Genomic DNA, 12,681 nt, shown 5'->3' on the forward strand with positions numbered 1-12,681 from the left:
ATATGGTAAGAAAGAAGCTTTTCACACTGTTAGTTGTGTTCAGTATGCTTGGTTGGTCAGCGGCTAAAGCTTGCGAACTATGCAAAGAAAACCAGCCGGCAGGTTTGGAGAATGTTACTCATGGGGCAGGGCCCACCGGCACCGTCGACTACATCATCACCTGGACGGCAATCAGCATCGTGGCTGTTACCCTATTCCTCAGTTTCAAATACCTGATTTGGCCAAAGGAATCTGCGCCCGATCATATCAAAAACATCGTGCTGAACTAACTGAATAAAGAAATGAAGGACAATAGATTGATAAAGCTTTTCATGGATGACGGCCCCCGACCCTTTGCAGAATTTGCCCCACCGGTGAAATTTGTATTGGACACCACCAAAATCCCCGATGGAAAACATGAGCTGAAGATCGTTGCCAGGTCGTCCTCAGGAGTGGAAGGTGTGAAAAAAATTGCCTTTGAGGTGCGCAACGGGCCAGAGATTTCCGTGCTTGGCTTAAATGAAAACGAGGTGGTGGATGCACAAATTCCGATCACCATCAATGCCTATGGCAGTGAAACAAAGGACGAATTTGTCATCAGGGGCTCAGAAACACCGAAAGCGATTCCCGCCTGGATATGGGCACTCGTCATCTCTTTTATTGGCTTTGCCCTCTTCTACCTTATCATGTATTGGGGGCCTGAACTTTACAAATCTTCATTCTGATGAACAACGACATTCAAAACATAGATGACATCAAACTGATGGTCAACGACTTCTACTCAAAAGTAAGGGAGGATGAATTGCTCAAAGACATCTTCAATGGCGTGATACAAGACAGATGGCCTGTGCACCTGGAAAAGATGTACAAATTCTGGCAAACCGTCCTTTTGGAAGAGCACACCTATTATGGCAGCCCCTTCGCACCTCACGCACATTTACCGGTAAACAAAGCCCATTTCGAGAGATGGATCGAGTTATTCCATCAAACCCTTGATGAGCATTTCGAAGGAGAAAGAGCCCTGGAAGCCAAATGGAGGTCGGAGAAAATGGCTGAAATGTTTCTTTACAAAATCGAGTACTTCAAAACCAGCGGAACAAAGCCCTTAGTATGAGTTTAAACTTCAATTATCATGAATAATCTTTTAGACAAAACAATCGGAGAAATAGTAGCCGAAGACTACCGCACAGCAGAGGTATTCGGGAACCATGGCATTGACTTCTGCTGCAAAGGCAACCGCAGCATTCAGGAAGCATGCACCAAAGCCAATATTGATCAGGCAAAACTCACTGCGGAGGTTGAAGCCATCTTGAACAAAGGCGAAACCGCATCCTACGACTACCAGTCGTGGCCACTGGATAAGCTGGCCGATCATATAGAGCAAAAGCATCACCGCTATGTTGAGGAGAAAATGCCTATACTCAAGCAATATCTTGAGAAGCTGTGCCAGGTGCATGGGAAAAGTCACCCGGAACTATTTGAAATAACCAGGCTGTTCACTGCCTCTGCAGGAGAACTGGCTATGCACATGAAAAAGGAAGAATTTATCCTGTTTCCTTTTGTACGCAAAATGGAAAGAGTGAAAAAAAGTGGCGAAAAGATAACCTTTGCCCAATTTGATACGGTGCAAAGTCCTGTCAGGATGATGATGGAGGAGCATGAAACTGAGGGAGATCGCTTCCAGCAAATCAGCGAATTGAGCAATCACTACTCACTGCCGGACGATGCCTGCAACACCTACCGGGTCACCTATGCCATGTTAAAGGAGTTTGAGGAAGATTTACACCTTCACATTCATCTGGAGAACAATATATTGTTTCCTAAATCCATAGCATTGGAGAAGCAGCTCAGTTGAACAGGCAAATGCACTGATTCTATAAAAAAACAGCTCACGATCAGGTGAAAATGTGTTCGTGAGCTGACTATCTTACACCCGAAACGGTGAAACACGCCATAACTCAAAACTGTCATCCATGAAAGAGCGCACGCCCATAAAAAGAGCCAAGCAGCTTCAGCCCCTGAGCCGTGATCATCATCATACCTTGCTGTTGTGTTGGAAGATTAGAAAAGGCTTCGCTAAGGAAATAGCACCTGAGCGCATTAAAAAATATGCAGACTGGTTCTTTGAAAATCACATTCTACCGCATTTCGTTGCCGAAGAGAGTTATATCTTTCCGATACTTGGCAGTGAAAACGAGCTGGTAAAAAAGGCATTAATGGAGCATCGAAGGCTTACCAGGTTGTTCAATGACGACGAGGCAGAAAGATCCCTGAGTTTGATCGAAGAAGAGCTGGAAAAACATATCCGGTTTGAAGAAAGGGTTCTTTTCAACGAAATCCAGCAAAAGGCATCGTCGGAGCAACTGGCACTAATCAGCTCCCTTCATGAAGAACATAGTTTTGTTGACCTGAAGGATGATGAATTCTGGAAGTAAAGAGGATAAAAACCTCATTACTTGCCAACGGAACATGCCCCAGCCCCGCCTGGAATTATCCACAAGGTCACTTCAGCACGCCCAGGTACCTCGCCATCCAATACGGCAACAAATATTCGTCCCCGGCTAATACCGAGTTGCCCTCACTCCCACCATCCAACTCAAAGGGATTGGCGTTGTGCCGGTGCGTCCGGCGCTCGCCGGGGGTTAGCAGCACCTTTGTTGTTTGACCACGAAAGTTGGGTTCGAGCAGTTCCAGGTCTTTGCGATGAGAATTCTTTACTGCATACGACATCTGATCGAGGCCAAACTCCTGCAAGTGCCAGCGTACATCTTCCAGATTGATATCACCAGCGGTGCCGTAAGCTAACAGATTCCAAAGTGCATTCCTCTCTGGCAATTCTATCTTCCAGTGGTCGGTGATTATGTCTGCATAATGCTGCTTCAGGGTATCGTTAAGCGCATAATGATAAAGAGGCCAGTAAGTGAGGAACGCCATCTCATCATCGGAATGGTTCCAGCCGTCTCCCATGGTGTGGCCTTCGTACATCACAATGTGCTCTTTCATATCGTACATACTGGGCAACATGTTTTTGAAATAGCCAAGCTCGTTCATCACTTTGAACATCTCCGTTTTGTAGCTCTCCTTTTTGGTGAGTGCATAGGCCAACTGCAGACCAGCCACAAGGTGCATACTGTTGAGCTTTCTATCATACACTTCTGAGGGGTACATATTCACATACTCGGGGTTCCACTTGCCCCAGGTAGTGGGTTTACCATCCAGGTCTACGAAGTAGTAGTCGTTATCAAGAATATGCGTCATAATGGCGTCGATGAAATCGGCCACCCTTTTCTTTTCCTCCGGTGCCTTCGCAATGAACTGATCCATCAGTGACGCTACAAACAGATAGGCGATGTATTCATCGGAGCTGGTGGTGCCCTTCCACTCCCAACCCTCTTCCGGCGACTTTCGCCATCTGTCGGGGTCATTCACTTTATAGCCCTCCCGCTCAAAGGTCCTGGAAGGGAAGCCTTTCAACTGGTTGACAGTCAAAAGCCGTTCGAAAGCTTCAAACGATTCCCAAACATATCGCTTGGCCACCTCTTCGCCAGTAACAGCATAACGAAACACCTGACTGCCCAGGTAAAAGGACGTCCACAGACCATCGTTGTCGTGGTCAATGATTTCCTCAGAGGTTAAATCGTAAGCTACAGGCAACTGTGGCGCACAGACGAAGCCGTACCGCATGTGGTACCTGCGAATGCGGTTCTGAAAGAGTTCTGTCTTTTCAGCGAGCGTAAAGGGCATTTGTTCAATCATATTGAGCCCCGTGGGCGTGAGCAGATAGATATTGCCATTGGCATCCGCTGCCATGTCGATCACTTCGTTAACATCCAGCCATCGTTTAGAAGCAAAATATCGATACCTGTCACTCTCTTTTCTAAAAACTCCGTCGGCAGTTGAAAACCAGAGCTCGTTGTTTCCGGTCAGCAACATCTTCCTTATGTCAGGCACCGGCAGGCTTGATTCGGTGTCTGTCGCCCTTTTTCCCTGACCGTCGATTGCGTAGTAGCCATTTTTTGTCCCGACAGTGATTTTGCTTTCACTAAATACCAAAGACGTCATATCAAGCCCCTCATGCATGGTCTTCCAAGCCTTGCCTTCGAGTTTGTAAATAGCTTTGGCAGTAAGCGCAAAGAATTGTCCCTGAGCAATATAGATGTCAATCACTGCCTCTTTCGGCAATGCCAAATCTGCTACCTTCTTATTTTTGTCAAAAAGAGCTGCCTTCTCCTCGCCCGTCAGCAGCACCTTCAGGTCTTTGCTGACACTGATGCGGTTGTACAGCCCTGGCTCCAGCTTTGTATCCAGCGTACCTGCGTATCCATTGGTGAGAAACTTGTCTTTGTACAGATAGAAAATGATGCCAGTGCTCTCTTGCGTGGTGATATCAACCGGTACCTTATCGGCCAGCGACTGGTAGGTGTGGTCAGGCGCCAACTGGTAATCAGGGAAGTCACGAAAGAGCCCCTTATCGGTGAGAACATGCACTATGCTGTTGTAGTCGACCACTACCTTTTTGAGTCGGGCATCACCAAAACCACCAGGCACCTCATAATGATGCCCAACCAACTGGACATAGGGCTCGTCTGCCATTTGTGCTGCTGCCGGCCAGGTGCTGAAAGTCGCCACCAGCAAGTAAAAAAAGCATCTATGCTTCATAACAATAGTATTAACAGGGTGTTAGCGCTAGTTACTCAGTCCTTTCCGGAGTATTGGGAATCTTGTTGATCAGTACATTTGGCTTACCGGCTTTCTTCACTAAATCAAAGGCATCATACAACTCCCCCTTCGCTGTAAACGCATTGTACGACGCTGTATCTCCTCCCACTTTTATCACCTGAAACAGCTGCGTATTGGCAGCCTTTCGCTCCATCCATTTATCATCGCTTATGTCATACATCTTGGGCCCGCTCACCGACACCACGTACATTGTGCCAGAGCGATCCTCCCTCACGCCTGCCCCTGTCGACACATTGCTCACCATTCCTCTTCCGTAAGCATGATCATGCCCCTGTAGCACGAGGTCTACCCGGTGTTTGTCGAACAACGGCTTAAAGATTTCTCTAAGCGTCAGATTGTCCCGATTGGGTTTGGTGGAAAACACCGGATAATGAAAGGTGATCACCGTCCACTTTTTGGGGTTATTGGTGAGTACAGAATCCAGCCACTGCGCCTGCAAGGCTCTGAAGTGTTCCGATTCGTCGATCTGTTCAGCATCGAGAGACACCAGCTTCATCTGCGGAAAATCAATTACATAACAGGTTTCTTCAAGGCCAGCGGGGCCATTTTTTGGCAGGTTAAACTGGGGGCGCCATTGCGGCGAAAGCACCACGTCTTTGTACTCGTGGTTGCCTGGTGTCATCACCGCAGGCACCATGGCGTGAATAAAGCTTCCTGCATAAAACCATTCGCCCCATTCCACATCCCTGTCGTGCCTGTTGATCAGGTCGCCTGCGTGCAACATAAAGTCGACGTCTGGCAGGGTGTGGTAAGCCTCCCTTATCACCCTCGACCACATCGACTTCACGTCGTTTTGGGCATCACCGAAATAGACAAAAGACACCGGGCCATTTTCTTGCGGCATCTCGATTTGGTACCATTCTGACCAATAAGGCTCGGAACCCACCCGGTACACATATTTACCTCCCGGCAGCAACTCATTAATAACTGCTGAGTGGTAATTAGCTGATATTTCGGGTTCTTCTTCCCGTGCGACTGTCAGAGGTTCCGTAGCAGCTGCGATGGTTCTAACACTGTCTTTGAACTCAGGGCCATCAGAAGCAACAGCTACCTCCACAGTACCTTGGGTGATTTTGGGGGAGGTGCGCCAATTAACAGCTACCGAATGAATAGGATCTTCAGACAGATTAAGAATGACCCGGTCAGGTTCGTTGCCTGGAAAAAGCAGCTTCGCATTCGGGAGGCTGTCGGCTGGGCTGTGTTGATGACTATGCTCGTGGGCGTGGTGGTCTTCAGCGCTGTTTTGCTGGCAGCTAAAAAGCACAACCACAGCGACTAGCATCATAATACCGAGTGGGCCGAACCGAATCAATTTACTTAAGATCATTGCAATGATGTTGTTAGTTGAAGATAATCTCTTTGCCTTTTACCTGGCCTAAAGTAATTATTTTTTCTTCCTGCGAATATGAAGATTTGTTAACAGGAAGAGAAGCAGTAGAAATTGTCGCAAGAAATTCCGGAATAAATGGCTAAGTTTTGACATTGTTTTAACCAACACCCCATAAAAAAATGACACCGAAACGTCCATTCCCTCTCCTTCTTCTGCTATTCGCTGTTGGCTTATCCGCTACGGTCGTTGCCCAAAGCAACCTAACTGCCGACAATGCACTGGAGAGTTATTTGAACAACGGCGACCAAACTTACGAATGGATGGTGACCGATACCTTCGAAACTGAAGGAGTAAGGGGATATCAGCTCATTTTAACCTCTCAAAAATGGAGGGAATACACCTGGAAGCACCAGCTAACAGTGTTTGCTCCCGCAAAGATGACCCAAACTGGAAGTCTCCTCTTTATCTCCGGTGGTTCGAACAAAGACAGCCAGCCCAATCTGAGGAGCAACCAGGACGAACTTAGCAAAGCCATGGCCAATATTGCGGCCACCAATAGCGCCATCGTGTCTCTTATCCGCCAGGTACCTAATCAGCCGCTCTACGGCGACAAGACAGAGGATGTGCTTATCTCCTACACCCTGCACAACTTCACCGAGACACGTGATTATACCTGGCCCCTGTTGTTTCCCATGGTAAAGAGTGTGGTAAAAGGAATGCAGGCGGTACAGGAGTTTTCGAACGAACAACTGCAGCACCCAGTGAACGAATTTGTGCTATCGGGGCTATCCAAACGTGGCTGGACAACCTGGCTCACCGGAGCCAACGACGACCGGGTAATTGCCATCGCTCCTATGGTGATTGACGTGCTTAACATGCCGGTAAGCCTGCAATACCATCTGGAGGCGTGGAATGAGTACAGTCCCGAAATAAATGACTACGTGAGCCTGGGTATTCCACAGGCTTCGGCTACCGAGTCAGGGCAAAAAATCAATGCGATGGTTGATCCATACTCCTACCGGGCAAAGCTTAACAAGCCCAAGATGATCTTCATTGGCACCAACGACCCCTATTGGCCAGTGGATGCTATCAAGCACTATATCGACAGCATTCCTGGGCAAAATTTCATCCACTATGTGCCCAATGCCGGCCACGACATTGACGATCACCCACAGACTTTTAAAGCGTTAAACGCATTTTTCAGCTTCACTGCCCATGAGAAAGCTTATCCGGCATGTGATTGGGCCATCGACATTAAGGGAAAAGAAATTGTGCTGACAGTCACTCCTTCACCAAAAAAACTGGTCGATGCCACGCTTTGGCTGGCAACATCCGATGACCGGGACTTCAGGAATGAAGTATGGGTGGGGAAAAGCCTGAATGCATCAAAGGCAAAGGCAGTAGTGGTGAAAGAAGCCTACCCTGCTTCCGGTTTCAAAGCATTTTACGTTGACCTGAAGTATTTAGACACAACGGGAAATGAATTCACCGAGAGCACCCGGATGTTTGTCGCAAACCCTCAAAAAGTGTTTGTCGACTGACGCCTGCAGAATCCAAGACTCATACTCTTCGCAAGAGCAACCTGGTATTTACACCAAAGGTTCTCCCCTCTCTGCGGGCTTTTAGTAATATTACTTACTTAAAAGACTCAACCATGACCAAGCGAAGTCTCGCCCCGGCAGTGCTGTTCGTTTCCTCCTTACTTTGGTACGGATGTGCCAGCACCACTGACACGCCGCCAGTTGTCGAAACCGGCGTATCGCTCGAACTGGCCAACTATCGGAAAACAGTCATCAGCGCACTTGGCTACCAGCTATCATTCGACATCCCGGACGACAAATCAGAAGACATCCCGGCCTCGGAAGTTATCACTTTCAACTTAAGTAAGAACGACGCTGACCTCCAGATAGACTTCAAAGAGGATTCCGATCATGTTTTAGAAGTAGTTGTTAACAGCACCACTATTCCTGTGTACCACCGGGAGGAGCATATCATCGTTCCGAAAAGCGCATTGAGGCCAGGCTCCAATAGCATCAAAATCACGTTCGTTGCAGGCAACCTCTCCCTTAATCGCAACGACGAATATCTTTATACACTGTTAGTGCCTGACAGAGCCCGCACAGTCTTTCCCTGCTTCGATCAACCCAACCTGAAGGCTTCTTATCAACTGAGTCTCACCATGCCTGGCCAATGGCAGGCACTTTCCAACGGCCCCCTGGCCGATTCGGTGATTTCCGGAGAGCGAAAGACATTTAACTTCATGCCTTCGGATACCATTAGCACCTATTTGTTTGCTTTTGCGGCAGGCGAATTTCAGAAGGTAACTCGCATGATAGATGGCCGCACGATGAACCTCTTTCACCGTGAAACCGACGAGGAAAAGATTTCCGAAAGCATTGACACAATATTTTACCTGCACGACAAAGCTCTCGATTTTCTCGAAGCGTATACGGTCATACCCTACCCATTCAAAAAGTTCGACTTTGTTGCCATTCCCGACTTTCAGTATGGTGGAATGGAGCATGTGGGAGCCATTCAGTACCGTGCTTCGTCTCTTTTCCTGGATAAAACCGCTACTCAGAGCCGTAAAATTGGCAGAGCCAATCTCATTGCGCACGAAACGGCTCACATGTGGTTTGGCGACCTGGTCACCATGGACTGGTTCAACGATGTGTGGATGAAAGAGGTGTTTGCCAACTTCATGGCCGACAAGGTGTCCGAGGTAACCTTCCCGGATACCGGTAGCGACCTCAAATTTCTGCTGGCTCACTACCCCGCCGCATATGCCGTCGACCGTACTCCTGGTGCTAACCCTGTGCGCCAGCAGCTTGATAACCTGAAGGACGCTGGCAGCATGTACGGAGCCATCATCTATCATAAAGCCCCCATTGTGATGAAACAGCTGGAAATGCTGATGGGAAAACAGGAGTTCCAACAAGGTCTGCAGCAATACTTGTCTGAGTTTGCCTTTTCAAATGCAACCTGGACTGACCTGATCAATATACTGGATCAACTAACCGATGAAGACCTGCTGGCATGGAATAAAGTGTGGGTAGAAGAGCCATTCAGGCCCGTTTTTAGTTATGATCTGAAGACCAATGAAGTCTTGATAGCGGCCTTAACTATCTCTCAAAAGGAAGAAAAAACGAATACCACATTCTACAGTGATAAAGTTTGGTCGCAATACTTCAAAGTTAGCCTGAGCTACGGCGACAGCCTCATTCAGGTGCCTGCGCTTAGCTACCGAGCGGTTGCGGACGTCAGCCAGGCAACAGGCAGGCCTAAGCCAAATTATATCGTTTTCAACACCTCTGGCGAAGGGTACGGTGTGTTCCCAATCGACTCGGCCATGCTTCCTTACATAGGCACATGGAACGATCCGGTTGCGAGAGCATCAGCCTATATCAACAATTACGAAAACATGCTCAATGGCAACGGCATTACGCCCACCGAGCTGCTAGCACTGAATACTGCTCTGCTCTCTCAGGAAACAGAGGAGCTTTCGGTTCGACAACTTACCAGTCAGCTAAGTGCGACCTATTGGCAGTTTATTACCCCATCAAACAGGAAGCTGATCAGCCAATCATTGGAAGGCGATGTTTGGGCAGCAATGGAACAAGCTCCATCTGCCAGCATTAAGAAGATGCTATTCGGAACATTCCAGGAGATTGCCACCTCAGAAAAAGCAATGGAAAAGCTGTATGGCATTTGGAAGTCGGAAACGCCACCAAAGGAGGTTAGACTATCTGAGGACGACTACACTGGCCTGGCAGCCACGCTAAGCCTGCTGAGTCACCCAAAATCTGTTGAAATTCAACAGCAACAGCTTGCAAGAATTAATAATGGTGATCGGAAAAAACGCTGGGAATTTCTTCTTCCTGCGCTATCAAGCGACACCGCAACCCGCAACACTTTTTTTGAGAGTTTGAAACTAGCCGAAAACAGGGAAAAGGAATCGTGGGTGAGCAGTGCAGTATCTTATCTGCATCATCCGGAAAGGCAGCATGTCTCTATCGGCTACTTGAAAGAAAGCCTTGAGCTGCTTTCTGACATACAGGCTACTGGCGATATATTTTTCCCGACTGCCTGGCTAAGCGCTTCTTTCGGGGCCCACCAAAGCGAGGAAGCAGCATCAATCGTCAACGACTTTCTTTTGGCCCACCCTAATTATCCGCTGAAACTGAAAGGAAAGATATTGCAAGCAACCGACGACCTGAACAGGGCCAGTAGGCTGCTGAAGAGTCAATCAAATCTCTGATCTTAATTAAGATGAAAGGGCTGATTACTCTTTCTTTGCACTGTTATTGTTGTTAATAGAATCACGTGAACAAGCAAACTGAGCACAATAGCCACGCCTACCTCTAAAAATGTGAGCATATGAACACTCGCTTTAATATGGTGAGAATCATTGAGCAACTCCCTGCCATTGTTCGATTGAATTTCTGTTAATTGGTGCAGGTCACTTAGCATAGCATTGAAGCGATCCCCTCCTTCGTTTTCCAGCATTGCCAGTGCCTGCCTTGAATCATTTGCGTACGCCAGGTCTATCACCTTGTTCTCGAGTTGGTCATAAGCCTCCCTTCTTTCCTTAAACTCACTCAAAAGACTCGCCTCATCCAGTACAAAATAGGTTTTTTCAATTTCAGTCAACAGTGAGTCAATTTTGCTATCATAGGTATCGAGCTTGTCGGTTAAATCCGTTTTCTCAATACTCGGGGCCAACACATTCTTTTCAAGGAGCAACCGCTTTTGATAAAGAGTTTCCGTGATATAAAAAAACTCAGTCGCTGGCATAAGCCTGTCATTATAAATGGAGGTGAATGACCTGTCCATGCTGTCTATGTCTCTTTGCATTACGAGGTTGCTTATCACAAGCAAGGCAACTATTATTGCTAAAATGACAGAAACTCGAATTTGATTGCCTATTTTGAAAGCCCACCTCATCACATAGTTTTTTTAAATGCTATTAACGTGAATTCACCTGATCCCAGCATCCTGACTGACATAGTTAAGACAAAAATGCCGTTCGGCAAATACAAGAATGTTTTAATATGTGACCTACCCGAAAACTACCTTGAGTGGTTCAAGAGTGCCGGCTTTCCGCAGGGGAGGCTGGGCATGATGCTTTCTACCATGCATGAAATTCGGCTCAATGGGCTGACCGACCTGCTCAATCAACTAAAAAAAATCCACAGAAACCCATAGGTTACAGAGGCCGTTAACCCCCCGAACGGAGCCGTTGCACTTATGTAAATACAAAAACAACCAAGATTTCTTATATTTACAATGCCAATTGGCTTAATAATTGCGTTAGGTGTGTAAATTATTTTTGTGTATGAAATTAAGAATTGTTCAATTAACCCTGATATCAATTCTCGCATCTGCCTGTATTACCGGACTGTCGGCACAATCTACGGACAGTGTGAGCATCGTCAGGAAGTTTGATGAATTGGTTTTAAAGTGGGATTTATTAGCCGTTGAGCTTGGCAAATACGAAGGCCTGGACAAGTATTGCACTGATAAGCCCTATCAGGACAATGTAATCAAGACGCTTGAAGAAATTCACCATTATGATACACTGCTCTACCAAACGCTTGCAAAGAAAGCACGGTACGACAAGAGTTCTGAGCTCAAAAAAACGCTCAAACAAATAGAAGAGTTTGAAACTGAGTTCAAAGGACCCAGCTTTTTGAAAAAACTTCACGATGAATGTGTCGGGCGGAGAGAAATAGAGAAAGACTACAAAGAAACCAGGAATGACATCGGCATGAACTCCTACGATGGGCAAGTGCTTGTTCTGGAAGCGGATCTTAATAAGTATATCCAACACATCACCAAGTTAATGGATCATATTGAGGAGCATATCCACCATTTGCATCTTGAATAGCCGCCATGTGGCAAATACGTAATTTCTGAAATCCGGCCCTTTTTCGGTCAACCTGACGCCCTGCCTGTCGTATATTTGTATATTCCTGCATCCTTCCAACCGAAGCCTGTTCTAGTTAATTCACCTGGTGTATCCATGGCTGTTTTAAAACTAGATATAGATGAAAAAATATTTGCTTGTACTAATTGCTGCGACAGTTCCGCTACTACCGTTGCAGGCAAACAACAGTGAAAACGGGGTTTTCAAAGACTTTAAAGAGCTAACCCACAAGTGGTATTTCGTCTCGGATAAGCTTGTAACTTACAGAGGATTGTCAAAATACTGCGGCGATCCCACTTTTCAAGATGAAGTGAAAAGTGTGTTAAAGGAGATTCACGCCTACGATAGCGCCCTTTATATTCGTGTATCTTCGATGATAAAGGAGGAACCGAGCAAGGAGCTGAAAAAGACTTTGAGACAAATCGGCCATTTGGAACACAAACTAAATGCCCTCTCGCTGTCGAAGACGTTGTACAGTGAGTGCCACAACCAAAGACAGCTCGAAAGAGAGTACAAAAAGGTAAAAAACTATTTTGGCGCTCACTCCTTCGACAACCAGATTGTAGTTACAGAAGTCTTCTTAAAAAAGCACGTTGACCGGATCAACAAAATCATGGAAAACATAGAAGATCACTTCCATCACCTCGACGCAGATTAAGTAGGGCAGGAATCCGATGTGGGAAATACGTAATTTTCCAAAATTGTC

Annotated in this window: 13 protein-coding genes; 10 read left to right on the forward strand and 3 right to left on the reverse strand. The window is 46.7% G+C overall.

From position 1 onward, the window contains the following. The first annotated feature begins 2 nt into the window (after positions 1–2). The 5 genes from GC130_RS03475 to GC130_RS03495 all read left to right on the forward strand — a co-directional run bounded on the left by GC130_RS03475 (position 3) and on the right by GC130_RS03495 (position 2,414). Entirely contained in the window at positions 3–269 is a 267-nt protein-coding gene (locus tag GC130_RS03475; RefSeq protein ID WP_201568320.1) for a hypothetical protein, read from the forward strand. Between the two features lie 12 nt (positions 270–281). Continuing rightward, positions 282–704, forward strand: a complete 423-nt coding sequence (locus GC130_RS03480; protein WP_151996873.1) for a cytochrome C — start codon at positions 282–284, stop codon at positions 702–704. Then, the gene (locus GC130_RS03485; protein WP_151996874.1) at positions 704–1,093 is read left to right on the forward strand and encodes a group III truncated hemoglobin; all 390 of its coding nucleotides are present in this window, start codon (positions 704–706) and stop codon (positions 1,091–1,093) included. Before GC130_RS03480 ends, GC130_RS03485 begins: the two co-directional genes overlap by 1 nt. Before the next feature lie 18 nt (positions 1,094–1,111). Further along, positions 1,112–1,834 carry an iron-sulfur cluster repair di-iron protein gene (gene ric / locus GC130_RS03490; protein ID WP_151996875.1) on the forward strand — a complete coding sequence of 241 codons (723 nt, stop codon included), beginning with the start codon at positions 1,112–1,114 and terminating at the stop codon, positions 1,832–1,834. A 118-nt stretch (positions 1,835–1,952) separates the two neighbouring features. Further along, the gene (locus tag GC130_RS03495; RefSeq protein WP_151996876.1) at positions 1,953–2,414 is read left to right on the forward strand and encodes a hemerythrin domain-containing protein; all 462 of its coding nucleotides are present in this window, start codon (positions 1,953–1,955) and stop codon (positions 2,412–2,414) included. A 67-nt stretch (positions 2,415–2,481) separates the two neighbouring features. Here GC130_RS03495 and GC130_RS03500 read toward each other — a convergent pair whose 3' ends face one another. Both GC130_RS03500 and GC130_RS03505 read right to left on the reverse strand, forming a co-directional pair. Further along, the gene (locus GC130_RS03500) at positions 2,482–4,638 is read right to left on the reverse strand and encodes a hypothetical protein (protein WP_151996877.1); all 2,157 of its coding nucleotides are present in this window, start codon (positions 4,636–4,638) and stop codon (positions 2,482–2,484) included. 31 nt (positions 4,639–4,669) lie between these two features. Continuing rightward, positions 4,670–6,046 carry a metallophosphoesterase family protein gene (locus GC130_RS03505; RefSeq protein ID WP_226940372.1) on the reverse strand — a complete coding sequence of 459 codons (1,377 nt, stop codon included), beginning with the start codon at positions 6,044–6,046 and terminating at the stop codon, positions 4,670–4,672. 182 nt (positions 6,047–6,228) lie between these two features. On the opposite strand from GC130_RS03505, the gene GC130_RS03510 reads away from it, so the two are divergent. Together GC130_RS03510 and GC130_RS03515 are read left to right on the forward strand one after the other, a co-directional pair. Beyond that, positions 6,229–7,590, forward strand: a complete 1,362-nt coding sequence (locus GC130_RS03510) for a PhoPQ-activated pathogenicity-related family protein (RefSeq protein WP_151996878.1) — start codon at positions 6,229–6,231, stop codon at positions 7,588–7,590. A 113-nt stretch (positions 7,591–7,703) separates the two neighbouring features. Then, complete coding sequence (locus GC130_RS03515; RefSeq protein ID WP_151996879.1) at positions 7,704–10,307, forward strand: M1 family aminopeptidase; 2,604 nt, start codon at positions 7,704–7,706, stop codon at positions 10,305–10,307. A gap of 2 nt (positions 10,308–10,309) precedes the next feature. Here the strand turns inward: GC130_RS03515 and GC130_RS03520 are convergent, their stop codons facing one another. Next, complete coding sequence (locus GC130_RS03520) at positions 10,310–10,993, reverse strand: MCP four helix bundle domain-containing protein (protein WP_151996880.1); 684 nt, start codon at positions 10,991–10,993, stop codon at positions 10,310–10,312. A gap of 27 nt (positions 10,994–11,020) precedes the next feature. Between GC130_RS03520 and GC130_RS03525 the strand changes: the two genes are divergently transcribed. From GC130_RS03525 to GC130_RS03535, 3 genes are all read left to right on the forward strand, one after another. Then, on the forward strand, positions 11,021–11,254 hold the full coding sequence (locus GC130_RS03525) for a DUF3820 family protein (RefSeq protein WP_370455731.1): 234 nt from the start codon (positions 11,021–11,023) through the stop codon (positions 11,252–11,254). A gap of 130 nt (positions 11,255–11,384) precedes the next feature. Then, positions 11,385–11,936, forward strand: coding sequence for a hypothetical protein (locus GC130_RS03530; protein WP_151996881.1), 552 nt, complete (start codon positions 11,385–11,387; stop codon positions 11,934–11,936). Between the two features lie 160 nt (positions 11,937–12,096). Further along, positions 12,097–12,633: a hypothetical protein gene (locus GC130_RS03535; protein ID WP_151996882.1), complete on the forward strand. Its 537-nt coding sequence runs from the start codon at positions 12,097–12,099 to the stop codon at positions 12,631–12,633. Positions 12,634–12,681 lie beyond the last annotated feature (48 nt).

The sequence above is a fragment of the Imperialibacter sp. EC-SDR9 genome (assembly GCF_902498805.1).
GTDB lineage: Bacteria > Bacteroidota > Bacteroidia > Cytophagales > Cyclobacteriaceae > Imperialibacter.

Excerpts from the sequence above, each read along its gene's own strand:
- GC130_RS03475 (WP_201568320.1), top strand. The coding sequence starts at position 3 with ATGGTAAGAAAGAAGCTTTTCACACTGTTAGTTGTGTTCAGTATGCTT.
- GC130_RS03480 (WP_151996873.1), top strand. The coding sequence starts at position 282 with ATGAAGGACAATAGATTGATAAAGCTTTTCATGGATGACGGCCCCCGA.
- GC130_RS03485 (WP_151996874.1), top strand. The coding sequence starts at position 704 with ATGAACAACGACATTCAAAACATAGATGACATCAAACTGATGGTCAAC.
- ric (WP_151996875.1), top strand. The coding sequence starts at position 1,112 with ATGAATAATCTTTTAGACAAAACAATCGGAGAAATAGTAGCCGAAGAC.
- GC130_RS03495 (WP_151996876.1), top strand. The coding sequence starts at position 1,953 with ATGAAAGAGCGCACGCCCATAAAAAGAGCCAAGCAGCTTCAGCCCCTG.
- GC130_RS03500 (WP_151996877.1), bottom strand. The coding sequence starts at position 4,638 with ATGAAGCATAGATGCTTTTTTTACTTGCTGGTGGCGACTTTCAGCACC.
- GC130_RS03505 (WP_226940372.1), bottom strand. The coding sequence starts at position 6,046 with ATGATCTTAAGTAAATTGATTCGGTTCGGCCCACTCGGTATTATGATG.
- GC130_RS03510 (WP_151996878.1), top strand. The coding sequence starts at position 6,229 with ATGACACCGAAACGTCCATTCCCTCTCCTTCTTCTGCTATTCGCTGTT.
- GC130_RS03515 (WP_151996879.1), top strand. The coding sequence starts at position 7,704 with ATGACCAAGCGAAGTCTCGCCCCGGCAGTGCTGTTCGTTTCCTCCTTA.
- GC130_RS03520 (WP_151996880.1), bottom strand. The coding sequence starts at position 10,993 with ATGAGGTGGGCTTTCAAAATAGGCAATCAAATTCGAGTTTCTGTCATT.
- GC130_RS03530 (WP_151996881.1), top strand. The coding sequence starts at position 11,385 with ATGAAATTAAGAATTGTTCAATTAACCCTGATATCAATTCTCGCATCT.
- GC130_RS03535 (WP_151996882.1), top strand. The coding sequence starts at position 12,097 with ATGAAAAAATATTTGCTTGTACTAATTGCTGCGACAGTTCCGCTACTA.